At 57.8% G+C, this 26,615-nt stretch carries 15 protein-coding genes; 13 read left to right on the forward strand and 2 right to left on the reverse strand.

Annotation, left to right across the window (positions count from 1 at the left end):
* Positions 1–5 precede the first annotated feature (5 nt).
* The 13 genes from U1A53_RS17805 (at position 6) to U1A53_RS17865 (ending at position 23,514) form a co-directional block, all read left to right on the forward strand.
* On the forward strand, positions 6–671 hold the full coding sequence (locus U1A53_RS17805; protein WP_322283052.1) for a response regulator transcription factor: 666 nt from the start codon (positions 6–8) through the stop codon (positions 669–671).
* A 17-nt stretch (positions 672–688) separates the two neighbouring features.
* On the forward strand, positions 689–1,975 hold the full coding sequence (locus tag U1A53_RS17810; protein WP_322283054.1) for an outer membrane protein transport protein: 1,287 nt from the start codon (positions 689–691) through the stop codon (positions 1,973–1,975).
* A 139-nt stretch (positions 1,976–2,114) separates the two neighbouring features.
* Positions 2,115–3,563, forward strand: coding sequence for a class I SAM-dependent methyltransferase (locus U1A53_RS17815; RefSeq protein WP_322283056.1), 1,449 nt, complete (start codon positions 2,115–2,117; stop codon positions 3,561–3,563).
* A complete protein-coding gene (locus U1A53_RS17820) occupies positions 3,556–6,252 on the forward strand; it encodes an ATP-binding protein (protein WP_322283058.1) in 2,697 nt (898 codons plus the stop codon). Before U1A53_RS17815 ends, U1A53_RS17820 begins: the two co-directional genes overlap by 8 nt.
* A 26-nt stretch (positions 6,253–6,278) precedes the next feature.
* The gene (locus U1A53_RS17825; RefSeq protein WP_322283060.1) at positions 6,279–7,529 is read left to right on the forward strand and encodes a hybrid sensor histidine kinase/response regulator; all 1,251 of its coding nucleotides are present in this window, start codon (positions 6,279–6,281) and stop codon (positions 7,527–7,529) included.
* A 114-nt stretch (positions 7,530–7,643) separates the two neighbouring features.
* Entirely contained in the window at positions 7,644–11,117 is a 3,474-nt protein-coding gene (locus U1A53_RS17830; RefSeq protein WP_322283061.1) for a protein kinase, read from the forward strand.
* Positions 11,118–11,244: 127 nt separating this feature from the next.
* A complete protein-coding gene (locus tag U1A53_RS17835; protein ID WP_322283063.1) occupies positions 11,245–13,749 on the forward strand; it encodes a PSD1 and planctomycete cytochrome C domain-containing protein in 2,505 nt (834 codons plus the stop codon).
* Between the two features lie 23 nt (positions 13,750–13,772).
* A complete protein-coding gene (locus U1A53_RS17840) occupies positions 13,773–15,200 on the forward strand; it encodes a DUF1501 domain-containing protein (RefSeq protein ID WP_322283064.1) in 1,428 nt (475 codons plus the stop codon).
* 67 nt (positions 15,201–15,267) lie between these two features.
* Complete coding sequence (locus tag U1A53_RS17845; RefSeq protein ID WP_322283066.1) at positions 15,268–16,869, forward strand: hypothetical protein; 1,602 nt, start codon at positions 15,268–15,270, stop codon at positions 16,867–16,869.
* Positions 16,870–17,193: 324 nt separating this feature from the next.
* Positions 17,194–19,689, forward strand: a complete 2,496-nt coding sequence (locus tag U1A53_RS17850) for a hypothetical protein (protein ID WP_322283067.1) — start codon at positions 17,194–17,196, stop codon at positions 19,687–19,689.
* Positions 19,690–19,954: 265 nt separating this feature from the next.
* The gene (locus tag U1A53_RS17855; RefSeq protein WP_322283068.1) at positions 19,955–21,370 is read left to right on the forward strand and encodes a tubulin beta chain; all 1,416 of its coding nucleotides are present in this window, start codon (positions 19,955–19,957) and stop codon (positions 21,368–21,370) included.
* A gap of 48 nt (positions 21,371–21,418) precedes the next feature.
* Positions 21,419–22,696 (forward strand): tubulin beta chain, encoded by a 1,278-nt coding sequence (locus U1A53_RS17860; protein ID WP_322283070.1) that lies wholly within the window; start codon positions 21,419–21,421, stop codon positions 22,694–22,696.
* A gap of 47 nt (positions 22,697–22,743) precedes the next feature.
* Complete coding sequence (locus U1A53_RS17865) at positions 22,744–23,514, forward strand: tetratricopeptide repeat protein (protein ID WP_322283071.1); 771 nt, start codon at positions 22,744–22,746, stop codon at positions 23,512–23,514.
* A 26-nt stretch (positions 23,515–23,540) separates the two neighbouring features.
* Here the strand turns inward: U1A53_RS17865 and U1A53_RS17870 are convergent, their stop codons facing one another.
* Positions 23,541–24,650 carry a glycoside hydrolase family 3 N-terminal domain-containing protein gene (locus U1A53_RS17870; protein WP_322283072.1) on the reverse strand — a complete coding sequence of 370 codons (1,110 nt, stop codon included), beginning with the start codon at positions 24,648–24,650 and terminating at the stop codon, positions 23,541–23,543.
* A 400-nt stretch (positions 24,651–25,050) separates the two neighbouring features.
* Positions 25,051–26,565: an anthranilate synthase component I gene (trpE, locus tag U1A53_RS17875; RefSeq protein WP_322283073.1), complete on the reverse strand. Its 1,515-nt coding sequence runs from the start codon at positions 26,563–26,565 to the stop codon at positions 25,051–25,053.
* Between the last annotated feature and the right edge of the window lie 50 nt (positions 26,566–26,615).

Here is a 26,615-nt window from a genome sequence, read left to right on the forward strand (position 1 = left end):
TCTTCATGGCACTGAATCCTCTTATGCAAACTTCTTCACCGTTCAGCATTCTGGTTGTCGATGACCATGCACTGGTGCGTGAAGCTTTCACAACCATGCTGAAAGGGGAGTTCCCGCAGGCCACGGTGGTTCCCACCGGCACCTGTGCGGAGGCGATGACTGAAGCCCGTCTTCACAATTATGAAATTGCCCTGGTGGACATCGAACTGGGGGACAGATCTGGCATGGAGCTGACCACGGAGCTGCGCACTCTGCCGGTCCCGCCCAGAATCATCGCTGTTTCGATGCATCAGGAGGAAACCTTCGTCACGCGCACCATGCAACTCGGAGCGCGATCCTATGTGACCAAGGATGCGCCTCCGCATGAGCTGTTTGATGCGATCCGCAGCACATTGGAAGGCCGCAGCTACATTTCCAGGGAACTGGCGCAAAAATTCGCGGACCAATCGATCCGCAAAGGATCAGCCGGGCATGTGCATGAAAAACTTTCCAATCGTGAGCTGGAAGTGCTCATGCAGTTGGCGCGCGGCAAGAGCCTCAAGCAGGTGGCGCTCGATCTCTCTCTCAGTCCGAGAACGGTGGCGGTTCATAAGCACAATCTGTGCCGCAAAACCGGGCTTAAAGGAACTGTCGAGATCCTCAGATACTGCCAGTCCAACGGGCTGGCTTGAACCCAACATCCCAACCTATGAAATTACGCGCCTTTCATATCATCCTCGCCTCGGGCTTTGCCTTTGCCGCAGCCCATGCTGCCGAAACCCTTTCCGTGGTGCCTGATTCCGCTCAGGCTCTGGGGATGGTGGGCGGCAGATTGGCCAACCTGCACGATGCTTCTGCTGTCCGCGTGTCACCGGCGAATATTCTTCAAATCAAAGAGCCGGAGGTTCTCCTCAACCTTGCAGTTTGGAACGGCGACATCCGGCTGGACTCAAACATCAGCGGATCGGTGAAAATGAGCCAGTCATGGATCTATCCCGGCAGCATCTATGCCGTTCTTCCAGTGGTGCCTGACAAGCTGGCATTCGGATTCGGAATCAGCACGCCGTTTGGTCTTGGCTCGTACTTTCCGAAAAACATGCCCTTTGGTCCAGGTGTGGGTGCCGGTTTGCGCCACAACCTGCCCTTCGAAGCGAAGCTGCTGGCCGTGGACTTCACACCTGCCCTCGCGTTTCGCGTGACTGACACCCTGACCATGGCCGCTGGTCTGGACATTGTTTACTCCCAGCTCACTCTGGGGCGTATCTACCCTTGGGGAGTCTTGCCCGGTGCCGGTGGCACTCCAGACGGAGAGCTTCAATTGAAGGGGGATGGCTGGGGCGTTGGCGGCTACCTCGGAGCCAACTGGGAGTTTGCCCCAGGACATCGGCTCGCCTTGATCGGACGGCTGCCGATCAAAATCAGCTACAGCGGCCGCACGGAAACCGTGGGTATGCCGAGTGGCAATGCGTTTTTGACCGGAGTAGGGGCGACCAGCACGAGCCGGTTTGGCTCAGAAATGACCTTTCCGGGTTCTATTGCCATTGGTTACGGCGTTGACCTCACCGACCGGCTCACCCTGGGGTTTGATTTTCAGTGGTCGGACAACTCGTCCCACGATGACATCCCGCTCGATTTGGGAAACAACCAGGCGCTGCTTTTCGGCCAGAGTGCTGCGGTGCTGGGCTGGAAAGACTCCATCGACCTCGGTTTCGGCGCCAGCTACAAGCTCGACAAAGCTTGGCAGTTGCGTTGCGGCTATCTTTTTTCAGAAAACTCCCAACCGGAGACCAACTACCTGCCTTCAGCGGCGGCGTATGATCGCCATGTGTTTGGCGTGGGGGTTGGCTGGAGAGGCAAAACTCGTAACGTGGATCTCGCGTATGCCTTCGTTTACAACCCTATCCGCACCATTGGCAGTGCAGCCACTCCAGCATTCAACGGAAACTACAAACACCAGTGGCATGTGATCTCACTCAGTGTCACCCAACGTTTTTGATTGAAAATCAATGATATGAAGAGCATTTCCTCCGTATGTCTCTCGCCCCTCGGGGAGGCTTTCCAAAACGCGCGATATCCCTTTCGAGGGCGATTGAGCTGTCATCGAGCCTGAAAGGCCTTAGCAGGGGATCTGTAACATGGAGAACAACGACAATTCACTTCCAAACATAACTTCCACCGGGGAGCGCCTCAGTTTCATCGTCTGCCGCAACAGCCAGGGGGCGGAGGTGCGCGGAACGCTGCACCGCCTCACACGCTATCTCGGCGTCTTCGAAGTCTATAATCCTTACAGCATCGTGCAGCTCTCCGAAGTGCTCAATGACTTCAGGATCATGATGAATGACCGCGTGGTTTACACCGGCAGGGCCACCATTGCCAATCTGGTGAACACCGGCATCATGCTCATCTGCGAGGCCTCGCTGTCGGATGAGGGCTGGATCGACATTGACATTCTCTCTCCTGCGCAGAACAAGAGCCGCCTGCTGGCCGACTTTGCCGATTTCCTGCGCGAGACGGAGAAAAGTTATCGTGTCGTCCCCGAATTTAAAATTGTGGTAGCGGACATGCACACGATGCTGTCCGACCTCCGTCGCTGGATGGAGCAGGTGGAACTCGGTGTGCGCTCGCTGCCCACCGGCGACCGCATTCAGGCCGAGCGCGAAGTGCTCATGCAGATGGAGGAACCCATCGTGCCGACCGTGTACCCGCTGATGAAGCGATTTGAAGAATCAGCATCGGCCATCCCGCAGGAACAGCAGCCGGTGCATCGGAGCTACATCAAACGACAGCTCCATCCCCTGGTTCTGTGCGCGCCGTTTGTGTACCGGACCTATCACAAACCGCTGGGTTATGCTGGTGATTATGAGATGGTGAGCATGATGTTGCGAGACCCCTATGAGGGCAGCTCCATTTTTGCCAAGCTGCTCAACAAGCTGTACCTCGACATTCCGCCGGTGATCGCTCACCGCAACCGCATCACCTATCTTGTTGAGCAGTTGAAGGCCGAAACCACGCGCGTCGCCGCCAGCAGCCGAGTCGCCCGTATCTACAATCTCGGCTGCGGCCCCGCCCAGGAAATTCAGAATTTTCTGACTCACGAACCCATCGCGGATTCTGCCGACTTGCTGCTGCTGGATTTCAATGATGAAACCATCACTCACACCACGCGGTCTTTGGAAGATCTCCGTAATCGTCACCGCCGCCGCACCGGTCTCCGTTTTGAGAAAAAATCAGTGCATCAAATTCTGAAGGAAACCGGCCGTGCCGCAGCGCAGGCTGGAAGCTACGACATGGTTTATTGCGCGGGCCTGTTTGATTACCTCTCAGACCGCATCTGCCGGCGGCTTTTGGAGATATTTTATGACCTCCTCGCGCCCGGCGGACTGCTGATCGCCACCAACGTGCATCCGAGCAATCCCTGGAAAAACTGGATGGAGTACCTGGCGGACTGGCACCTTGTTTATCGGAATGAAGAACAGTTTCTCAAACTGGCCCCGGACCGTGCTCCGCCTGATGCCGTCACCATAAAAGCAGATCCCACGGGGGTGAACATCTTTTTGGAAGTGCGCAAACCCGCCAATGACTGAAGTGTCTCCAGTTTTAGCGTCCAGCCTGAAAGAGAACTTTCAGGCCTACGAGCAGGACATTCGCGTCCAAAACTACCGGCTGTGCGGTATTCTGGCCTCAGTGTTCATGATCGCGGGGGCTTCATTGGACTGGGTCGTGTTTGGCTGGGACGGCATCAGGCGCTTTATGCTGCCTCGCATTTTGTCAGCCATCGTCATCATGGGCGTTTGGATGCTGTTGGTGCTGCCTTGGGGGAAAAAAATGCATCGGGCGCTTGGTCTTTTTGGCATGGCGTTTCCCTTGATCGCATCCATCTCGTGGATGATCTACGCCAAGGATGGCTCGGACTCGCCTTACTACGCCGGTCTGAATCTCGTGATGCTCGGCGCAGCAATTCTGATGCGGTGGACGCTCGAAGACAGCATCATAGTCGTGGCCCTGACCTTGGTGTCCTACTTGGTCGCCTGCTATACACACGGCCCCATCGGCAACCGCAGCATCTTCTTCAACAACTTGTATTTTCTCTTTGTCACGGGCGTGTTTACCATTGCCGGCACATCGTTCTACAATGGCATACGTTTCTCGGAATTCCGGCTCCGGCATGATTTGGATCTCAATCGGGCGAAACTGGAGACCGCCTATGGCGAACTTGCCGAGACCAACCAGAAGCTACGCGAACTCGACGAAACCAAGAGCCGCTTCTTCGCCAACATCAGCCACGAACTGCGCACGCCGCTCACGTTGATGATCGCACCGCTGGAATCCCTCATCCATCGTTCGGAGTCCACCACCACTCCCGAAGATCGTGATCTGATGGCCACCATGCATGGCAACGGCATGCGCCTGCTCAAGCTCATCAACGATCTGCTCGATCTCGTGCGCCTGGAGTCTGGACGCGCCCAGGTGCGTGTGCAGCGGGTGGAGATGAGCGAGTTCATCCACGGCCTCTCCACGGCCATTGGTGCCGTGGCGGAAGACAAACGCGTCCAATTGCATGCCAGCGTCCAGCCGGATGTCGGCACCGTGCTCGCCGACCCAGAAAAGCTCGAGCGCATCTGCCTCAACTTGCTGTTCAATGCCGTGAAGTTCACCGCTTCCGGTGGTCGGGTGGATTTCACCGCTGCGAAAGAGGACGGCTGGCTGGTTGTCGAAGTGCGCGATTCCGGCATGGGCATTCCTGCGGATCAACTGCCGCACATCTTCAACCGCTTCTGGCAGGCGGACACCTCCTCCCAGCGCAAGTTCCAGGGCATGGGCATCGGCCTCGCACTCGTCAAGGAACTCGCGGAAGTGCAAGGTGGCAGTGTGATCGCAACCAGCGTGGTCGGCAAAGGCACCACCATGACGGTGAAACTGCCGCTGCACCTGACGGAAACCGCCGTGGTCGAAGATGAGGCCCGTGAAGTGACCGAAACATCCGCCGAGCCTCCAAAAGAAGAGAAGAACTGGATCGCCGATCTTTACCGTCGTGCCGAGATGTTCCCGGCCATGACCTCGCTCCAGGCCACGCTGCGTCCAGTGGAAACGGGCATCAGCCGCAGCAAGAAGCCCATGCTGCTCATCGCCGACGATGAACCCGACATGCTGCGCTTCCTCAAGAGCCAGTTGAGCAACAACTTTGAAATTCTGGAGGCCGTGGACGGGCAGCAGGCCGTGGACAAGGCTGCGCAATTTCTGCCGGACATCATTCTTTCTGACATGATGATGCCTGAAAAGGACGGCCTCCAAGTCTGCCGTGAACTGCGCGACCGCACGTCCACCCGCTCTATTCCTATCGTGCTGCTCACCGCGCGTGCTGACGAGAAAACGAAGCTCGAATGTCTCGCCGCCGGTGCCAGTGACTTCTTGCCGAAGCCTTTCTCCCTGACCGAGATCATGGTTCGCTTGAAAAACCTGGTCGATTCACGCCTCTACCAGAAAGAACTCGTGGTGCAGAAGCAGCAGCTCGAAAACGCACTCGAGCAGATCAAGGAAACCGAGTCCCTGCTCGTGCAGAACGAAAAACTGGCCTCGCTAGGCCGCCTCAGTGCCGGCTTGATTCACGAGATCAACAACCCGCTCAACTATGCCCGCCAGGGCCTTCATATCATCGGCCGCTCCACCAAATCCTTGCCCGAAGACGAGCGCGCTGACTTTGCCGACACGCTCAAGGATGTGGAAGACGGCGTGAACCGCGTCATCCAGATCATTTCTGATTTGCGTGGCTTCACGCGCAACGCCAGCCAGCTCAACCACGCCTTTGATCTGAAAAACATGGTGGACACCGGCATGCGCTTTTTCTCCCATGTCTGGAAGGACGGCATCAAACGCGAGGTGGACATCCCCTCCGGCCTCGAAGTCCGTGGCGACAGCAATCAATTCGTCCAGATTCTCATCAACCTCATCCAGAACGCGCTCGACGCCATGGGGACCAAGGAATATCCGGCGGAGGAATCCGCCTGTCTCACTCTTTCCGCACACACCCGTGGGGACAAGGTCGTCTTCACCATCAAGGACAACGGCCCCGGCATCCCGCAGGAGATTCGGGACAAGATCTTTGATCCCTTCTTTACCACCAAGGATGTGGGGCAGGGCATGGGTCTCGGACTTTCCATCTGCAACCGTATTATCGCCGACCATGGCGGACGCATCGAGGTGCGCAGCCAGCCCGGACTGTTCACTGAGTTTATTTTGGAATTACCCTCCTCCGACAGCACCCACAACACGTAAGCCGACACCTAGAAGGACACTCCGCCATGCAAAACCAATACGACCTCAAACGCTACGCCGTTCTCTATGTCGATGATGAAGAGAAGGCATTGAAGTACTTCGAAAAAACCTTCGGAGACGAGTTCCGCATCCTCACCGCCAACAACGCGGCGGATGGCCTCAAAATCATCGAGCAGCGGGGCGAAGAAATCGGCGTTCTTCTCTCCGATCAGCGCATGCCCGGTGAAAAAGGCGTGCAGCTTCTTGAGCGCGCCCGCCAGCTCCGTCCGCGCCTCGTGCGCATGATGGTCACCGCTTATGCCGATTATGACGTCACCGTAGAGGCCGTGAACCTCGGCAGCATCTTCCGTTACATCTCCAAACCCATCCAGGTGGACGATGTGCGCAATACCCTGCATCGCGCCATGGAGTTCTACATTCTCCAGCAGGAGCGCGACGATCTTCTGCGCGAAAAACTCTCCGTGCTGCAGAACCTGCTCATCACCGATCGCGTCATGGGCCTCGGTGTGGTCGCTGCCGGATTGAACCAGCATCTGAACCAGCCATTGCGTGCTGTGCATGCCTTCCTGGATCTCACTCCTGGCAGGCTCGGTCAGCAGAATTTTGTGCTCGACCGTTTGCGTGAGGCCACCTTCTGGCGTGATTTCCACGGTCACGTCGTCCAGCAATCCTCACGCATCGCTGAGCTTCTCGGCGAGCTGCAATCCGCCTCCGGTGCTGAGCACAAGATCGATGCTGCGGCTGTCATTCAGGCCGTGATCGAACAATTGCGCTCTGCGTTCACCGCGAAAGGCATCGAACTGAAGTTCGAACCCACCGGCCCGCTGCCGGCGCTTCAGGTCAACCGGCCTTCCTTTGAGAAAATGCTCCATCTGCTGCTCCAGACCGAGCTGGCGATGCTTCCCACCGGCGCTCACGTCACTCTCTCCGCCCAGACAGCGGCTGAAGCGGCGGACGCCGGCTCGCTGCATCTCACCCTCACCGACAACGGCCCAGGACTCTCCTCCGATGTGCTGCGCTCTGTGTTTGATCCGTTCTACACGCATGCCGATGCAGGCACCGAAGGGCCTGGACTCACGCTCATGGGCGCCTTCCTGCTTGCCTACCACCATGGGGGTCGCATCACCTCACCACGAACCGCCAAAGGCCTCATCCTCGACATCTTGCTGCCCGCCGTCGCCCCGGTCCCGCTGGCCCCTGCCGAAAGCAGCCGCGAATTCATCACCAACGTCCTCATGAACGACGTTCTCTGGGAACGCTTGCTGCCCAACGGTTGATCAAAAGATATCCTCCTTCCTTGGGTGCATAACGTGCTGTCATTCCAGCGTGTCTCTGACTGAAGGCATGTTGGTCTTGACTAGCTTTGCATTCTTCCCGTAAGTCGGCATTGCATGCCGGAAAATGCGGAGAAGCAGCACGATCCTGACGCCACTATCCCGATGGCGGCTCCGGTGCCGACGGCGAGTGCCAAGGAGTCGCCTGATCTGCCGCTGCCAGAGGAGCTGACCTTGCTGCTTCCGCATGGAAACTACTCCGTGGAAGGATTTCTCGGCCAAGGCGGCATGGGGGCGGTGTACAAAGGCACACAGGTGCGTTTGCAGCGTCAGGTGGCCATCAAGATCATGCGGCGTGACCAGGGCAAGGACCATGGCTTCGAGGAGCGCTTCCGCCGCGAGGCGCTGGCGCTGGCACAGCTCAACCATCCAAACATCGTCAATGTCATCGACTACGGCGAGGCGGGGCCGGATTACCTCTACATCGTGATGGAGTTCGTCGATGGCACCGATCTGGTGGGCGTGATCCGCAGTGGTGAGATGACGCAGGAGACGGCGCTCAAGCTGCTGCCGCAGATCTGTGACGCGCTGCAGTTCGCGCACGACAACGGCATCGTGCATCGTGACATCAAGCCCGCGAACATCCTGCTCACGCGGGATGGTCGCATCAAGATGGCGGATTTCGGGCTGGCGAAGCGTTTTGATGTGAACAGTACCTTCCAAACGCAGACCGGCGCCGGCATGGGCACGCCGGACTACGCCGCACCGGAGCAGTTTGATCCCAACGGCAACGTGGACCACCGCGCGGACATCTATGAGCTGGGCGTGATGATTTACCAGATGGTCACCGGCCAGCTTCCACGTGGCGCGTGGAAACCGCCGTCGGAAAAGGCGGATGTGGATACGCACTGGGACAAAATCGTCTCCCACGCCCTGCAAACCGATCCGAGTGACCGCTACGCGAGCGTCAGCGAGATCAAGACGGACATCAGCAGCATTACGGCAGCGCCGGGCGCGCAAGGCGGTGTGACAGGCCGTGCGACCAGCCGGAAAAGCGGATTCAGCGGCACGCTCGGAGGCTCCACCACCGTGCTGACACAGGCAGGCGGGCGCAGCGCCACCGTGGTGCAGGCTCCAGCGCCGCCGCGCTCGAAAAAGCCGCTCGTCTTTGGGCTGGCAGGCGCGTTGGTTTTGTCCGCAGCGGTGGGATTCCTGATGTGGAACAAGGATCGGCCTTCGGTGGAACCAACCGTTCATGTCGTGTCCAGAACATGGACGCCGCCCGCTCCCACAGTCACTATCGGCACTGAATGGACCGATCTCATCCCGCGCATCAAGCCGGAGCGCGATGCGATTCGCGGTGGCTGGACCGTGAATGAGAAAGGCCTCACCGCGCAGCGCGCCCAATGGGCCATGTGCAACATCCCGGTGCAAGATCCCGGTACGGACTACGACCTGCGCTACAAGGTCACTCGGGGTGAAGGCATGCACCTCGCCATGTTCTTTCTCTTCCGCAAAGGCGACACCGGTGGCTTCGCGCCGGTGGACTACGTTGATGCCAGCAAGCCGGAATTCAGCAATGGCATGCGCATCGCCGGTCTCGAGTCCGTCCAGAACACCATCACCTTCCGACCCGGCGGCGTCGGTGGCTGGCAGAAGGAATGGCTGCCGCGCGGCAAGACCTGCACCGTGCTTCTTCAAGTGCGGGAAAAGGAAGTGCGCCTGAGCGTGGATGACGTGGAAGCCTTCCGCTGGCAGGCCGACTGGTCGCAGATACGGCAGCGGCCTAACGCGGAGCATCCCATGTTTAAAGACACCTCCGGCAGCCCCTTCTTCGGCGTCGGCATCTTCGACTGCGAGGCCGTCTTCCACAGCATCGAGATGCGGCGCATCGGCGAGACTACGGTACCCATTGCCCCGATCGGTGAACCAGGAAGCATCCCGCACCTGCTCACCTCGCCGGACTACGAGTGGAGCGCACCGGTCAATCTGGGGCCGCTCGTCAACAGTCCGACCGTTGACCTTGGTCCGATAGTCTCGCCCGATGGACTGCATCTCGTGTTCAGTTCGAAACGGGAAGGTGACGGCGAGCTTTTTGAATCTCGTCGGTCCAGCGCGGACGCCCCCTGGGGGAAGCCGACGCTCGTGTTTCCGTCCATCGAAGATGGCCATCAAGACCAGCCTTGGATGAGCGTGGATGAACTGAGGCTGTTCTATCACGCCACTGCAGGACCGGGGCATCACGGGCGGCTGCCGGAAGGAGACGTCTATTTTCGACAACGTGCGGCCAAGGATCAGCCTTGGCAGCCGCCGGTAAACCTTGGATCGGGCATCAACAGTCTGGGGCACGATGTGGCTCCACGGCTTTCCAATGACGAACGGACGCTCCTTTTCACCTCCATCCGCCCTGGAGGACAAGGTATCTGGGATGTCTGGCGCACTCGCAGGACATCGCGAGAGGCTGCTTTTGGTCGGGCGGAGAACGTCGGATCGGAACTCAACTCGGCCGGCTCTGATTTCCATGCCGCTTTCGCAGCGGACGACCGGACGCTGCTCTTCCTGCGTGGTGGTTCGGATATCAAGGTTTGTCGTTTGTTCATGGCCGCGCCGGATGCCAGTGGCCAATACCAAACCACTGCTCTCGATTTTCCTGTGACTGGAAAATTGAGTAATCCCTGGCTGTCCGCCGATGGCCGCACCCTGTGGTTCGCCTGGGATGGCCCGGGAAGTCTGGGAGACATGGACTTGTGGGAAATCCGGCGCGTGCCCAAGGCGAAGAAGAATCCACCCACACCCGCTGCCGCCACGAAGGACACACCATTTGAGAACACCCTCGGCATAAAGTTCGTCCCCGTGCCCATCACCGGCGGGCCGACGGACGGGAAGCGGGTGCTCTTCAGCGTGTGGGAGACGCGCGTGCAGGACTACGAGGCGTTTGTGAAGGAGACAAAGCGCGAGTGGTTGCCTGTGATGTTCTCTCAGGCACCCACTCATCCGGCGTTGAATATAAGCTGGGATGATGCGCAGGCTTTTTGTGCATGGTTAACGGAGCGAGAACTGAAAGTGGGCCGCTTGCGGGAAAACGAACGGTATCGTCTGCCGAGCGACCATGAATGGAGTTGTGCGGTTGGAATAGGCACACAGGAAAGCCCCACCATGCTGCCGCTGGCCAAAGACCAGCGCATCAATGATGTCTATACTTGGGGCACCGAATGGCCGCCGCCTGCGGGGGCGGGAAACTTTGCTGGAGAGGAACTGAAGGCGGTGCTCGCAGCCGGGGAGTATGACTACATCACAACGCCGATCAGCGGCTATAACGATGGCTACAACGAAACAGCACCGGTGGGTTCGTTCCGAGCCAACTCGCTTGGCCTGCACGATCTCGGCGGCAATGCCTGGGAATGGTGTGAGGACTGGTTTGACAATACCCACGAGGCACGGGTGCTTCGTGGCACGGCGTGGGCACACTTTGAGCGTCTGAACCTGCTCTCCTCTAAACGAAGTCGCGGCAGGGTTGGCGTCGCGTTGCCGCCCTTCATCGGTTTCCGCTGTGTGCTGGAATTCTCCGTTGCATCAGCCGGGAAGCAGTAATCTAGATTTTTACTTCCATGCGTTTGAACTCGATCACGGCGGGCGGTTTGACTGACTGTTGAAACTTACCCCACAACTTTTTGCGTGGTGTTCTGTTGAAGGCATCAACACCTGCTTCAACCCTCCCATGAAGACTCTGACGCTTTCTTTGATTCTCCTTTCTCCCGCGCTGCTGTGCGCTGCGGATGCCGCCGAGACGGCGCATGCGGGCATCTCTGCTGATCAACTGAACTTCTTCGAGAAGAACATCCGGCCGGTACTGGTGCAGTCGTGTTACAAGTGCCACTCGGCTGAATCGGAGAAGGTGAAAGGTGGGCTGACGCTGGACACGAAGCAGGCGACGCTGCTGGGTGGTGAATCGGGTCATCCGGGCGTGACGCCGGGCAGCATCGCGCAGAGCAGTCTCTATGAGGCGATGACATGGAAGAACGAGGACATGCAGATGCCGCCGAAGCAGAAGCTGCCGGACGACGTGATCGCCAACTTCAAGAAGTGGATCGAGATGGGCGCACCGGACCCGCGTGAGCAGAAGGTGGCGAACGCGGGCGGCGGCAAGCGTGTGATCGACATGGATGAAGGGCGCAAGCACTGGTCCTTCCAGAAGCCGGTGAAGCACACACCGCCGGAGGTCAAAACACCGAACTGGGCGAAGACGGAGATCGACCAATTCGTGCTCGCGGGCATCGAGAAGGCCGGTTTGCATCCGGTGCGTGACGCGGACCGCCCGACGTTGATTCGTCGTATCGCCTTTGATCTGACCGGGCTGCCGCCGACGCCGGACGAGGTGAAAGCCTTCGTGGCGGATCAATCACCGGACGCGGTGAAGCGTGTGATCGACATGTATCTTGATTCGGAACGCTACGGCGAGCGCTGGGCGCGGCACTGGTTGGATGTGGCGCGTTACGCGGAGAGCAGCGGCAAGGAGGTGAACGTGCTCTACCCTCATGCGTGGCGTTACCGCGATTATGTGATCGAATCGTTCAAGAAGGACAAGCCGTATGACCAGTTCCTCAAGGAGCAGATCGCGGGTGATCTGATGAAGTTTGAGGGCAAGCGTGATCAGGCCGAAAAGATCGTCGCCACCGGCTTTCTGGCGATTGGATCGAAGGGGCACAATCAGCGTGACCGACGGCAGTTTGAGATGGACGTCGTCGATGAGCAGATCGACGCGATGTCGCAGTCGATGCTCGGACTTACGCTGGCCTGCGCGCGTTGTCATGATCACAAGTTCGATCCGGTGACGCAGCGCGACTATTATGCGCTGGCGGGCATCTTCCTGAGCAGCGAGACGCAGTTCGGCACTTACAGCCAGCTTCAAAACGCGAATCCAGGCACGCTGATCGAACTGGACCGCGACGCGCAGCAAATCAGCGCCCTGGCGAAGATTGAGACCACCGAGGTGGCGCTGTTGAAGAAACGCTACGCGGACGCCTCACAGACTGCTGACAACATGCGTGAGCAAGTGCGCAGCATGAGCGCGGACGAGCGTCAGCGCCAGGGTGCGCAGAGTTTCCTGCGTATTCGCAGTTCCTTTGACCGTGCGGACTCGATGAAGGCCGATCTCGACCTGTTTCATGAAGACGGCACACCGCGCACGCTGGCGATGGGCGTGCTGGACCGCGCCACACCGATCAACAGCCCCATTTTGATTCGTGGTGACCTCAAGCAGCCGGGCGATGTCACGCCGCGCGGCTTGGTGGAGGTGCTGTGCGCCAAGGGGGAGCCGCTGAACATTGGCAAAGGCAGCGGTAGGCTCGATTTGGCGTATTGGATCGCCTCGAAGGACAATCCGTTGACCGCCCGGGTGATGGCGAACCGTGTCTGGCTCAAACTGATGGGCAGCGCTCTGGTGGCGACGCCGGACAACTTTGGCACGATGGGCCAGAAGCCCACGCATCCTGAACTCCTCGATCATCTGGCGGTGTCATTCATGGAAAACGGCTGGTCGGTGAAGAAGCTGATTCGCGAGATCATGCTGAGCCGCGCTTATCAAATGGGCTCAACCTATGACGCGGCGAATTACGCTGCTGATCCCGACAACAAGTTCCACTGGCGCATGAGCCAGCGCCGATTGGATGCCGAGGCAATTCGTGACGCGATGCTGGCGGTCTCGGGATCGATCAACTTCTATCCGATTGATGGTTCACCCGTGGCGCGTGCCGGGGAGGGCAGGGAAGGCATCATCAACCTGCTGCGCGAGGTAAACTCGAAGCCGCAGACCTATCGCTCGATCTATCTTCCGCTCATTCGTGATCAGATTCCTGAATTCCTCTCGGTTTTTGACTTCCCGGATGCCAGTCTCGTGAACGGCGATCGCGACACGACAAACGTGCCTTCGCAAAGCCTGTTCCTGATGAACAACGCCCAGGTGCAAGCGGTGGCGGATGGCTTCGCGCAGCGCGTCGCGAAATATGAAGGCGATTCGCAGGAACGGCTCAGTTATGCCTATCAGCTTGCCTTTGGACGTGGGCCGACTCAGCAGGAGAAGCAAGCCATCGCGAACTTCTGGATGCGCTTCCCGCAGGAGGCCGCCAAAAACAAGGACATCCCCAAGGACAAGATCCAGGGCATGGCGCTGTCCGCCTTCTGCCAGGGACTCCTCGCCAGTGCTGAGTTTCGTTATCTGAATTAATCACCCTTGATCCATCGCACCTCATGAATGCTCCACTCTCTCATCGTCGCGAGTTTTTGAAAACCACCAGCAGCGGCTTTGGTTATCTGGCTTTCGCGGCGCTCGCGCATCAGCAGGCGCTGCGGGCCAATCCGGCGGCAGGCCCGTTAATGCCGAAGCAGCCGCATTTCACGCCGAGGGCCAAGCATGTGATCTTCCTGTGCATGCAGGGCGCGCCTTCGCATGTGGATACCTTTGATTACAAGCCCAAGCTCATCGCGGATGCGGGCAAGTCAGCGCCTTCAGCGGCAGGACGTTACGGCACGGCGAAACTGATGCCGCCGCAGTGGAAATTCGGCCGCCATGGCAAGAGCGGGATGTGGATCTCCGAATTGTGGCCGAATCTGGCGAAGCATGCGGATGACTTGTGCATGCTGAACTCAATGGCGACGGATTTGCCGGCGCATCCGCAGGCGTTCACGCAATTGCACACGGGTACGACGCAGTTTGTGCGCCCTTCGCTGGGGGCCTGGACACTTTATGGCCTCGGTACGCAGAATCAGAACCTGCCGGGCTTTGTGACGATCAATCCACCGGGCAATGCGACGCGCACGTTTGGCAGCGCGTTCCTTCCCGCGATCTACCAAGGCACCAAAGTGGGTGGTCCGACGATTCCAGGGCTGCCTGCGGCACTGGGGCGTCGTTTCGGCGGCGGCATGGACCAGGCCACGGTGGCGAACATCAAGAACAGCCGCTTCAACACCGATGCGCAGCGCGCGCAGCTCGATCTTGTGCAGTCGTTGAACAAATCGACCATGCAGCAGGGCGGGGGAGTCAGCGCGGAGGTCGAGGGCGTGATCGAATCGTATGAACTGGCCTTCCGCATGCAGGCCGAGGTGCCGAAGGTGATGGACCTCACGAAGGAAACCGAGGCCACGAAGGCGCTTTATGGCATCGGCGACGGCGAATCAGACACCTTTGGCAAGCAGTGCCTCATGGCGCGCAAGTTTGTCGAGGCGGGGGTGCGTTTCATCGAGATCACGCATGGCAACTGGGACCAGCATTTCAATTTGAAGGCGAGTCTTGAGCGCAATTGCAATCAGGTGGACAAGCCGGTGGCGGGATTGCTGGCGGATTTGAAAGCACGAGGATTGCTCAAGGACACGCTGGTGATCTGGGGCGGTGAGTTTGGCCGCACACCGCATTCGCAGGGCGATGATGGCCGCGACCACAACAACAAGGGCTTTACGATGTGGATGGCCGGTGGCGGCGTGAAAGGCGGCATGAACTACGGCATGACCGATGATTACGGCTACGAGGCGGTACTGAACAAAATGCACATCCACGACTGGCACGCGACGGTGCTGGCGCTGATGGGCCTTGATCATGAACGGCTTACCTACCGCTACGCGGGGCGTGATTTCAGGCTCACCGATGTCTATGGCACGGTGGCGAAGGAAATCATCGCATGACGGATTTGATTTAGACGCGACGCACGCGTTGCATCCTGCTCGATTCGCCCTATGAATGGCCCTCAGAATGGGAACGCGCGCCACAGCAGCCACAGCAAAGACGCCCGCCAGCACTGTGCAGGCCACGTCTGCTGGTGTCTTGTCCGAGTCGCTGCCGGAAGAGATGGTTGAGCGAGTCGAGGCGATGATAACCTCGGAAATTCCTGCCGAATTGCAGGCGAGTGCCCGCAGTTTGCTGCGCGCGGTCGCAGCCAAGGTCGCCGTAGCGGAACATTTCGATGCGTTTTGCGGCCAGGCGTTTTCAAAGCCCGAGTGGGCGGCGGCAGCCAGTCCGCTGATCGCTGAGTTGTTCGACCATGACGAGGACCAACTGGCAGAACTGGCGCGTATTCCGGACCTTGTGATCGAAATGGGCAGCGGCCAGGCCACGGTGACCTGCATGGTGGCCTCACGTTGGGCCGCCCGCGGCGAGACACATCGTCTGTCCAGACTGGCGGAGTCGATTGTGGCTTCACATGCCTCGAAGAACGCCTGCGCGGTCGAGGTGATGCTGGCGCTGGCTGCCACACTGGCGGTGACACGCTTTTCTCGTGCGGAGCAGCTTTACAATGCCGCCCTGCCACTGGCGGGTGAGGAACACCAAGAAGCGCTGGCTGATGCCAGGCGCTGGCTGGCATCAGGGCGCATTGTGTGCAGCGCTTCGCAGGAAGAACGTGATTTCTGGGATGTGCGTTTAAGGAAACCCAAATCGGCATGGCTGTGGCAGAGCAAGGAGGAGCGGGAAGCGCTGGATACCTTGTCGGAACGTCTGACGAATGGCTTGGAAGGAGTTGATTTGTTCAAGGCGGTCCTTCCTGTATGCTGGTGGGATTTGGCGATGAAGTGCGCACAGCAGCAGGAAAAACTCGTGCTTGCGATGAAAAAGACGACGGTGGCAAAAGTGGAAACGATTGCTTCTCCGCGCGTGGTGGCTGATTTTGTATCGATGTCTGAGAAGGCTTCGCTGGAGATTCTCCCGCATCCGCAGGCTGGCCCTTACGCTCGATTTGTTCTGGGTTGGGTTTGTGGTGCCATGGCGATGGCTATCACCGTGCTGATGCTCCCTTCGGAGGCTATTAATCGAGTACTCAACACTTTCAGAGGAGCAGAATCAAATTCATCGGTGCCACCGGCCGCAGTCGCGGCATCGTTGATCCCAGGTGAAAGTCGAATCAAATCGCCTGAGGAGAAAGAGATGTGGAGAAAGGAGAATTTGCAGAGAATTGCTTCTGAAATGACTCAGTTTGCTCCTCAGCAAGCGGTGGCGAAATCAGGAAGCTGGCGGGATAATGAACTGGTTCTTTCCGGACACAGCCAGGAATTGCCGCATGAAAGCCCGCAGTATATGAAACTGCTGGTATGGCTGCATCTGGATCCTCCACAGGATGACGAAGTGCGAATGCGTGTTTCCAAACTGCTGTTGGAACGGGTAAAAGCGGATGCTATCACCCTGTGGGAGGAATTGGTCTATCCAGGCTCGGCTAATGCTGTCGAAATTAGGAGTGCTGCACGTGAAGCGTTGGCCGATGTATCCTTTCAATGGAATGCTGAAGAAAAGAAGCGACTGGGTGTGATTGCAGGAGAGGAAGATGAGGCCAAAAAAAATGCCGCTATCTCTGTTTCGAAATAATGAGGCATTTTAGCGGTGGGTCTTGAGAGTCAAAAATTGCAAGGTTTGCAATTATGAAAATCTTACAACAGAGGGATGCTTGTAAGGAATTGGTTTGAAATCGAGGCGCTTTCCCTGCGGCAATCAATAATAAACAAGCTTTTCTATAGAAAAACTGGTTTAAAGGCTAAAACCCAGCCCTTCATAAACATGAAATTACTAGATTTTTCAGAATGTTTTTGCATTTTTGAGCCACGCCCCTTAGAATTTAGAACATGAACGTCAGGTCGCAGTTCGAATTCTCTGCTCGGATACGACCAGACGGTGTGGATCATTTATTTCTCTATGATTGAGGAACTTCAGCAATTCGGCAGCCTCTCAGTGGCGCATCGAACCGGTGGTGCACCGGTGGAATTGGCGCGTTCCAAGGATGAGGTGGTTTTTTTAGCCTTCGACAACAGGATTCGACGTCTGGTGGAACTGCACGTGTTAAGGGGTGGGAACACTTTGGAGGCGGCAATGAAGCGTTCGGCTTTTGACCGTGCGCGCCAAGCTTCGGAGATTCGCGGGCATGCATTCATGCGTATTTTGGAAGTGGGTGAGGACCAGGGATTGGTCTATTATACCAGCAATCTCAATGATGGTGAGTTTGTCGAAGACTATGCCAAGAGGCGTGGGGCGGTGGCTCCCGCAACGGCGCTTGCGATGGTTTACCAGCTATTGGACGATCTGCTTCAGTTGCAGGGGTATCAGCGACTGGTCTCACGCATGCATCTGGATCGTGTGTTAGTCACGACTCTGGAGGACACATTCCTGCAACTCCGTGTGTTTGATTATGGTCTGTCGCAGATGGATGCGGGAACTGAGGAGCAGAGCGGTGCGCGACTTGTAGTGGAGGCTTGCCGGTTGATTTTTCTCCTGCTTACGGGGCAGTCATATTACGGTGAAAACCCTGATCGTTTCCCTGCATTGACACAGCTTCCCATGAGCCTGCGCACTGCGGTTAGGACCGCTCTCGCTGATCCTGCCAATGCTCCGGCTTCCATCGAGAAGTTGCGCGATGACGTGCGCGAGGCATTCAGTGCTCTTTCGAGCAATATCAAGGCCCGCAATTTTCGTAAACACCTCGTGGTGAATGCCTCGCTGCTGCCCCAGTCGCAACTTCAGGAACTGCTGCTCGAGAACGTGCCGGTCGAAACCATTTTGGGAACACGCTTTCGCGTTGAGGATGCCGATCACACACGACGTTATCCCTTCTCGATTCCTGCGATCAACACGAAAGCGGAGCAGCCCGTCACGGTTCATCTGCTGCCTCCGTCGCGAATTGTGGAGAAATCACGCTATGAGGCAGTTCCTTTGCAGATGTGGCGCTTCAATCCTGAACGGCACCCCAATATCCTGCGTTCCCTGAGTTTGTGGGAGAGTCCTGACTGGACGTTTCTGACCGAGGAGCGTGAGCCAGGCTTTGCGCTAAGCCGCCTTATGGCAGAGCGTATCACGCTGAATCCTGCCGAGGTGACGGTGCTCATGCGCCAGGTTCGTGCCGGTCTGGATCAGGCGGTGGAGTGTGGTGTGCAGCGTGTGGATTTGCATCCTTCCAACATTCTTTTGCGCGTGGGGAAAAACGGGCCGTTGCTGGCCCGTGAACTGGAACGATTGATGCAGAAGCGCCTGGATGCCTGGCCTTCCTTTGTGGTGAAGCTGCGTCCGCATATGACGATGCGCAGTCTTTACGAGCCGCTCCTCGTTGACATGGACATCACAGAGGGGCAGTTGCAGGAAGAGCATCTGCAGGATCGTGATTTTCGGCATCGTTCTTTTGTGATGCTTGCAGCCTATTTGCTGACTGGAGAACGTCAGAGCGGAGGTGTTCCGCAGTTTTCCGAATCTGTGCCGGATGCAGCCGCCGCGTATGTGCGTGAGTGCATTGAACTGACCCGTCGCGTTGGGAAAACACCCAGCCCCGGCGAATTCATCGATAAGTTCGAGGGCTTGCTTTCTGCGCCGACGGTTGATCTGGCCACACGCCTGCGTGGTAATGCCGTGGCGAAGGAAGAAATGGAAAGCGCGGGTTCAGTTTCTGACTATGAGGATGATTGGTCCGCAAGTAATTCGGAGGCCAGCAATTTTGATGACGTCGGAATGTCTCCCATCAAGCGCGGTATCAAAACGCATGATTTCAACCCGTTGCTCGATCAGAAGCGTGGAAAGCCCTGGGGGGCTTTGGCTGCTGCTGCGGCGGTGATTCTGGGCATCGGTGCTTGGATGTTTATGGGAGGTAATGATCCGGCGAAACCGGCGGCGGAGGCGCAATCTTCAGAAGCCGAAGGACCTGCAAACACCAAAGAGGGCACACAGCAGGCTGACAAAAAGCCGGTTGCTGTGAAACAGCCAACGATTGCCGTCAGTCAAAGCAAACCGATTTCGGATCAATCTGCAGAGATCAAGCCTCAGGTGCCATCCTCTGCCGTGGTTCCCCCCAAGCTGTCCGCGGCTGTTGCTGTGGCGGTGCCGAATCCCGACAGGCGGCAGCCTCTTTCGGCTCCTGTGGCTGAGGTGAAGCCGATAACGAAGGATGCTGTGGAAAAACCCGCGGAAACAGTGGCCGTAAACAATACTGGGGGGCCTGCTGCGGTCAGCCAGAAGCCCGCCGCTCCAATAACACCTGCGCCTGCCGTCAAGCCTCCCGAAAAAGATCCCATCACCATTCGTCGTGCCATCGTTCCCACCAAGGAAGAGATTGACCGTATGAAACAGGGGCACGTCGAAAATAGAACTGGGCAATTGCCGGCCATGTCCACAGCATCGCCTTTGCCGCCGAAACGAAACGAAAAACCGTGACCTTAGCCGTTGCCCGCACTTCGTTATTGCACTTGGATCAACGTGGGATTCCTCACGAAAGAACGGAATTTGCTTGGACTCCCGGCGCACTCACAGGTAAAAGTACATGTGTGGAGATGAGTGCCGCAAACAACGCCGCATTAATTGCAAAGTCCGGGGCATGCCGGATGCAGGATCGGCGGCTTGGCGTTGCTGGCCGTGTTTCTACACATCATTGCAGGAAGTAACACATCACATTAGAAACCGCGAAAACTAGGAGAGGCTGATGAAGGTCAACAACACAATCGTCATTTCAATCGGTCAGGCGGGCAATCAAATTGCCGCGTCTTTCTGGAAAACCATCTGCCAGGAGCACGGCATTGATCCGCTGACGGGTCAGACCGCGCAAGGGCAGGCTCCTCGCGGCAACTGGAGCGCGTTCTTCACCAAGCTGGGTGAGTCAACTTCCGGCAGCTATGTGCCGCGTGCCATCATGGTCGATCTTGAGCCCAGCGTGATCGAAAACGTGAAGGCAACCTCGGGTTCCTTGTTCAATCCGGGAAATCTCATCAGCCGCACCGAAGGCGCGGGGGGCAACTTTGCCGTTGGTTATCTTGGCGCCGGTCGCGAAGTGCTGCCAGAAGTCATGGGACGGCTCGATTCCGAAATCGACAAGTGTGACAACGTCGGCGGCATCATCGTACTACATGCCACGGGTGGCGGTTCAGGCTCTGGTTTTGGTGCGCTACTCATTGAATCCGTCAAGGAGAAGTATCCTGAGTTCCCTGTGTTGAGCTGCGCCGTGCTGCCATCTCCGCAGGTTTCCTCGGTCGTTACCGAACCCTACAACACCGTCTTCACACTCAACACGTTGCGCCGTTCCGCCGACGCCTGCTTGATCTTTGACAACGAGGCGCTGTTCGAACTCGCGCATCGCAAATGGAACATCGAAAGCCCCACGGTGGATGACTTGAATCTGCTGATTACCGAAGCGCTGGCAGGTTTGACCGCCTCCATGCGTTTCAGCGGTTTCCTCACCGTCGAAATCAGCCTGCGTGAACTGCTCACCAACCTTGTGCCACAGCCTTCACTGCATTTCCTCATGTGTGCTTTCGCCCCGCTCACACCGCCTGACCGTAGCAAGTTCGAGGAAATGGGTGTCGAGGACATGATTCGCAGTTTGTTCGACAACGGTTCCGTCTTTGCCGCCTGTTCGCCCATGGAGGGGCGCTTCCTTAGCACTGCAGTGCTCTACCGTGGCATCATGGACGACAAGCCGCTCGCGGACGCCGCCCTCGCCGCGATGCGTGAGCAACTTCCTCTCACCTACTGGATTCCGACGGCTTTCAAAATCGGATACGTCGAGCAGCCCGGCATTTCGCACCGCAAGAGCATGGTGCTTCTCGCCAACAACACCGAGATTGCCCGTGTACTTGACCGCATTTGCCACAATTTCGACAAGCTCTGGCAACGCAAGGCCTTCGCCAACTGGTACCTCAATGAAGGCATGTCCGAGGAGCAGATCAATGCACTTCGTGCTTCAGCCCAGGAACTCATCCAGAGCTATCAAGTCGCCGAGGAAAGCGGAGCCAAGGCCAAGGTGCAGGACAGCTCGGCTGACATTCCGCGCGGAAACGCCAGCACGGATGACAGTCGCAGCGGCATGAGTCTGCGTGATCTCGTCGATCGTCGTCGTGCATAACAACATCAATTCAAGGTAACAGAGAAACAACAGTTTGGAGGAACACCCGTGAGAGAGATTCTGAGCATCCATGTCGGACAATGTGGCAACCAGATTGCCGACCGCTTCTGGCGTCTGGTACTTCGTGAGCATGGCCTGACTGAGGCTGGAACACTGAAAGAAGGCGGCTCTGCTACTGCTGCGAATGCAAACCTGGAGGTCTTCTTCCATAAAGTCCGTGACGGGAAGTACATCCCCCGTGCCATCTTGGTGGACCTCGAACCTGGTGTTATCGCCCGTATCGAAGGCGGCGACATGGCCCAGCTCTTTGATGAAAGCTGCATCATCCGCAAAATACCCGGTGCCGCTAACAACTGGGCACGTGGCTACAATGTCGAAGGCGAGCGCATCATCGACCAGATCATGAACGTGATCGACGCTGCGGTCGAAAAAACCAAGTCTCTGCAGGGCTTCCTCATGACCCATTCCATCGGGGGCGGTTCTGGCTCCGGCTTGGGTTCGCTCATTCTGGAGCGTCTGCGCCAGGCCTATCCGAAGAAGCGTATCTTCACCTTCTCCGTCGTTCCTTCGCCTCTCATCTCTGACTCCGCCGTCGAGCCCTACAATGCGGTGCTCACCCTCCAACGCATTCTCGACAATGCCGACGCCGCCGTGCTGCTCGACAACGAGGCGCTCTTCCGCATTGCCAAGTCCAAGCTGCACCGCAGCCCGAACTACATGGACCTCAACCACATCATCGCTCTCATCATGAGTTCGGTGACCGCGTCGCTGCGTTTCCCTGGCAAGTTGAACACCGATCTGAGTGAATACGTGACCAACCTTGTGCCGTTCCCGGGCAATCATTTCCTCACTGCCTCCTTCGCACCCATGCGTGGGCCAGGCCAGGAAGGACAGGTGCGCATCAATTTCCCTGATATTGCTCGTGAAACTTTCTCTCAGGACAACTTCACTGCCGCCATTGATTGGACCAACGGCGTTTATCTTTCCGCCTGTGCCCTGTTCCGTGGCGATGTGAAGGCCAAGGAAGTGGAGGAAAACATGGCCGCCATCCGCAAAGGCCTCAATTTTGCCAGTTACGTGCCAACCGGGGTCAAGCTCGGTGTGGCCGAGACTGCGCCCGAAGGTTTCGCCTCCAGCGGCCTCGCTCTCGTCAATCACACCGGCATTGCCGCTGTGTTTGAGCGCCTCATCAGCAACTTCGACATCATGTTCGACAACCATGCTTACACGCACTGGTATGAGAACAATGGGGTTACACGCGACATGATGGCGCACGCACGTAACACCATCGCCAATCTTGCCCAATCTTATCGCGACGCCAGCTAAGCCGGTTTTTGCACGGCTCAGGCCCGCCACCAACCTTAACCCCAATTGTGGATACTGCTCTGGAGCGTCAAATCGCCTCCGCCTCCCGCAGCGTTGAGGAGGCGCGACGGCTTGCGTATCACGATCCGGTCCGGGTTGGAGCACTGGTGGAACAGATCAGTGTCCTGGCCGATTTGCGGCAGAAGGAGGGTGATTTCCGCAAGGCAGAGTCCCTCTATCGTGAGGCGCTTTTCCGCGCCCAAGAACTGCGCAGACAGGATCCCGACCTGCTCACCGGCATTTATTCGCTCCTGGCACATTTGTATGATCGCTGGGGACGCATGGACAAAGCGGCGGAATTCTACGAAAAAGCGCTTTCCATCAGTGTCGATAACGGCTTGGACGACAGCGACAAGGTTGCCACGATCAAAAACAACCTTGCCATGATCTTCAAGCAGCTCCGTCAGTTCGAAAAGGCGGAGGGCTATTACTGCGAGGCTCTCGAAACCTTCCAGCGTATTGATGGCGAGCAAAGTTCCCGTGTCGCCTCTGTTTACAACAACCTTGGCGTTCTCTACTACAGCAGCATGGATGTGGATCGCGCCCAGGCCATGCACGAGCGGGCGCTGGCCATTCGGCAAAACCTCAACGAAAGCCAGATGGATCCTGCGGATCTGTCCCAGACCTTCATCAACTTGGGGGCGGTGTACAAAGCCGCTGGCGATTTCCAAAAAGCCGAGGCCTGTGTGGATCGCGCCAAACGCATTCGTGCGGCGATGAACGGCTATCATCCCAATCCACGCCGTTCTGCATCCTTGCTGATCGACAAGAGCCTGTGACACAGGCTCCATTCGAGAGATGAAGATCAATACAGCTCGACAGGTGACCGTTTGCCGTCTTCGACGCTGAGAACCTTGGCCCCGTCCTCGCCGAGGGTATCCACGCGAAGCTGCCAGATGTCACGATTGATTGCCGCGAAGCGGTCGAGATCGAATTTGGCGGGTTTCATCAGGCGCTTTTTGGTCTTCTCAATCCGCACGAGGGCATCATGCAGAGCCGGTTCTTCGACGCCTTCGAGATGCTGGCGGGCCAGTTCGACCATTTCAACGCGGTGACAGATCATCACGAGATCATTTCCGGCACGCACGGCTTCCTGGATGGCCTGCTCAAAGGTGACTTCATTCAAGATGGCCCCCATGTCGAGATCGTCGGTCATTGCAAGGCCGTCGAAGGCGTATTGATGGCGCAGCAGTTTCGTCACGATGTTGTGGCTCAGGCTGGCGGGCCAGCGGCCTCGATCAGGATCGTAGGCGGTGTAGTTGCTGTGGCAGGTCATCACGCAGTCGAGTTCCGGGAGCAGGGCGGAGTAGGGGAGCAGTTCGCTCTTTTCCATTTCCTCGCGGCTTTTGGTGATCACCGGCAGGAATTCATGCGGATCACACTCCGCTGGGCCATAGCCTGGAAAGTGTTTGCCGCAGGATAGGATGCCCTCCGCACGCATGGCGCGGTTGAAGATGCCGGCGTTGTCGATCACCTGCTGCGGATTGCGGCCATAGGTGCGGCCTTTGAGAGAATTGTCCGCTGCATCATCATAGGAGATGTCCAAAACAGGGCAGAGGTCGAGATTGAAACCGAACAGCCGTAAAATCTGGCCGGTGAGCTGTCCGTGGCGTTTGATGAGCGCGGGATCTCCCTTGTCGCGCAGCGCCTGGGCATTTGGCGGCTCCTCGCCGATGAGGCGAAGTCGCGATACGCGCCCACCTTCCTGATCAATGGTGATGAACGGCTCGATATCGGACAGATCACGCAGGTCATCGATGAGCTTGCGGATTTGCTGAGGGGTCTGGATGTTGCGACCAAACAAAATGAAGCCTCCGGGTTGGAGACTTTTGAGCCGCGAGGCGGTTTCCGGGGTGAGTTCGGGGCCGGGGACACCCATGAGAAGGAGCTGGCCAAGGGGGAGAGAGGAGGGCATGGGAGAGGTGTTCAGAAGCTCAGTGAGGGGGCGATCAGGTGGGGCCAGGGACCGGAAGAGGTGTCAAGGGTCGTTTTGCTAAAAGTTTGAGAAGAATTGAGGGTTTTCGGCTCTCAAGGTTGCGACTCAGGGGTTTCTTTTTGCAAAAGAAGGGTGGGTGGGTTGACGGGACAGGCAAAACTTTTTAACATGGTCGCGTCTGTGAGGCAACTCGCAGGCCACATTTGCAAGCTTCCTCAGCTCCGCATTTCGTGCCAATCGGTCCTCCATCGTTGTTGGTTGCTGGATCGCAATGGAACCCTCCGGCTACGCATGCCGGAGGGTTCTCTGTTTCTGGGGCAGTGCGCTGTCTCACTGTGAGCAAGTGTGTGATTAGTTTGTGAGCAACCGCGAGCAATGATCACGACGCGCCGAGTTGACGTGCCCATTGGATCGCACGCAGCATGCCGGTTGCTTTGTTGACTGTCTCTTGGTACTCAGATGCGGGGATCGAATCGGCCACGATGCCAGCACCGGCCTGCACATAGGCTTTGCCATCCTTCACCACGCATGTGCGTAGCGCGATGCAGGAGTCGAGGTTGCCGTCGAAGCCGAAGTAGCCCACCGCACCGGCATAGGCGCAACGTTTGCTTTTCTCGCATTCGTTGATGATTTCCATCGCACGCACTTTGGGTGATCCGCTGACCGTTCCAGCGGGGAAGGTGGCGCGCATCACGTCATAGGCCGTTTTATCGGCGCGCAGATGCCCGTCCACATTCGAGACGATGTGCATGACGTGGGAGTAGCGCTCGATGATCATCAGGTCGCTGACACGCACGGTTCCGTAATCGGCGACACGTCCGACATCGTTGCGGGCGAGATCGACGAGCATGATATGCTCGGCGCGTTCTTTGGGATCATTTAGCAGTTCCTGGGCCAGTGCATCATCCTCCTCGGTGGTTTTGCCTCTCCAGCGTGTGCCAGCGATAGGGCGGATGTCGATGCGGCCGTTCATGCACTTCACATGCACCTCCGGCGAACTGCCGACGAGCGCGAAGCCTTGGGGGAAGTCGAGGCAGAACATGTAGGGACTGGGGTTCACATGCCGGAGTGCCCGGAACAGGTCCAATGTGCTGCCGTTATAGTCCGTCTCGAAACGCTGGGATGGCACGCCTTGGAAAATATCCCCGGCTCCGATGTAGTCCTTCATCTTGAGCACCATCGACTCGTATTCCTCGCGTGTGGTGTTGCTCACCGGAGCGGGCAGGGGGTTATGGCCGGCAGGGGCGAAGGTTTGCAGCGGCTTGGCGGCCAGCGGCTTCTCCAGTTTCGCAATCACGTCTGAGATCTGCTCACGCGCCCATTCGTAGGACGCTTCCAAGGTCGCATGCTCGTCGGTATGCACATTCGCGACGATGGACAGGCGGCGCGTGCGGTGATCGAACACCAGCACGGTGTCGGTGATCATGAACACCATGTCCGGCAGGCCCAGCTCGTCCTTTTTCGGCGCGGGCAGCGTCGGTTCAAAGAAGCGCACCATGTCATAGGCCAGATAGCCGACCGCACCGCCGTGGAAAACGGGCAGCGGTTGCGCTTCGAGCGGGCGGAACGGCTGCATCAAGGTCTGCAACTCCGTCAATGGATCGCCCGTGGTGGTGAAACTGCGCTTCTTGCCGCGCTCCTCGATTTCGATCTCGCGCCCGCGTGCGGTGAAGATGATGCGCGGTGAGCTGCCCAGCAGCGAGTAGCGTCCCGAGTGCTGCGTCAGTTCGGCGGACTCGAGAAGGAAACCGCAGCGGCCATCGTGGATCTTTTGGAAGGCCGAGAGCGGCGTTTCGTAGTCGGCGGCGAGTTCGGCCATCACTGGCACGAGATTACCCTTCTGCGCGAGAGTCTGGAAGGTGGCGAAGTCGGGCTGAAGATGAAGCTGGGGCATGCGCGGCAGGAAACGAGCGCGCATTCTGGATGCAAATGCGCCATGTGGCA

This window comes from Prosthecobacter sp. (assembly GCF_034366625.1).
Lineage (GTDB): Bacteria > Verrucomicrobiota > Verrucomicrobiia > Verrucomicrobiales > Verrucomicrobiaceae > Prosthecobacter.

Excerpts from the sequence above, each read along its gene's own strand:
- U1A53_RS17815 (WP_322283056.1), top strand. The coding sequence starts at position 2,115 with ATGGAGAACAACGACAATTCACTTCCAAACATAACTTCCACCGGGGAG.
- U1A53_RS17825 (WP_322283060.1), top strand. The coding sequence starts at position 6,279 with ATGCAAAACCAATACGACCTCAAACGCTACGCCGTTCTCTATGTCGAT.
- trpE (WP_322283073.1), bottom strand. The coding sequence starts at position 26,565 with ATGCCCCAGCTTCATCTTCAGCCCGACTTCGCCACCTTCCAGACTCTC.
- U1A53_RS17820 (WP_322283058.1), top strand. The coding sequence starts at position 3,556 with ATGACTGAAGTGTCTCCAGTTTTAGCGTCCAGCCTGAAAGAGAACTTT.
- U1A53_RS17870 (WP_322283072.1), bottom strand. The coding sequence starts at position 24,650 with ATGCCCTCCTCTCTCCCCCTTGGCCAGCTCCTTCTCATGGGTGTCCCC.
- U1A53_RS17845 (WP_322283066.1), top strand. The coding sequence starts at position 15,268 with ATGGGAACGCGCGCCACAGCAGCCACAGCAAAGACGCCCGCCAGCACT.
- U1A53_RS17835 (WP_322283063.1), top strand. The coding sequence starts at position 11,245 with ATGAAGACTCTGACGCTTTCTTTGATTCTCCTTTCTCCCGCGCTGCTG.
- U1A53_RS17855 (WP_322283068.1), top strand. The coding sequence starts at position 19,955 with ATGAAGGTCAACAACACAATCGTCATTTCAATCGGTCAGGCGGGCAAT.
- U1A53_RS17810 (WP_322283054.1), top strand. The coding sequence starts at position 689 with ATGAAATTACGCGCCTTTCATATCATCCTCGCCTCGGGCTTTGCCTTT.
- U1A53_RS17830 (WP_322283061.1), top strand. The coding sequence starts at position 7,644 with ATGCCGGAAAATGCGGAGAAGCAGCACGATCCTGACGCCACTATCCCG.
- U1A53_RS17805 (WP_322283052.1), top strand. The coding sequence starts at position 6 with ATGGCACTGAATCCTCTTATGCAAACTTCTTCACCGTTCAGCATTCTG.
- U1A53_RS17840 (WP_322283064.1), top strand. The coding sequence starts at position 13,773 with ATGAATGCTCCACTCTCTCATCGTCGCGAGTTTTTGAAAACCACCAGC.
- U1A53_RS17850 (WP_322283067.1), top strand. The coding sequence starts at position 17,194 with ATGATTGAGGAACTTCAGCAATTCGGCAGCCTCTCAGTGGCGCATCGA.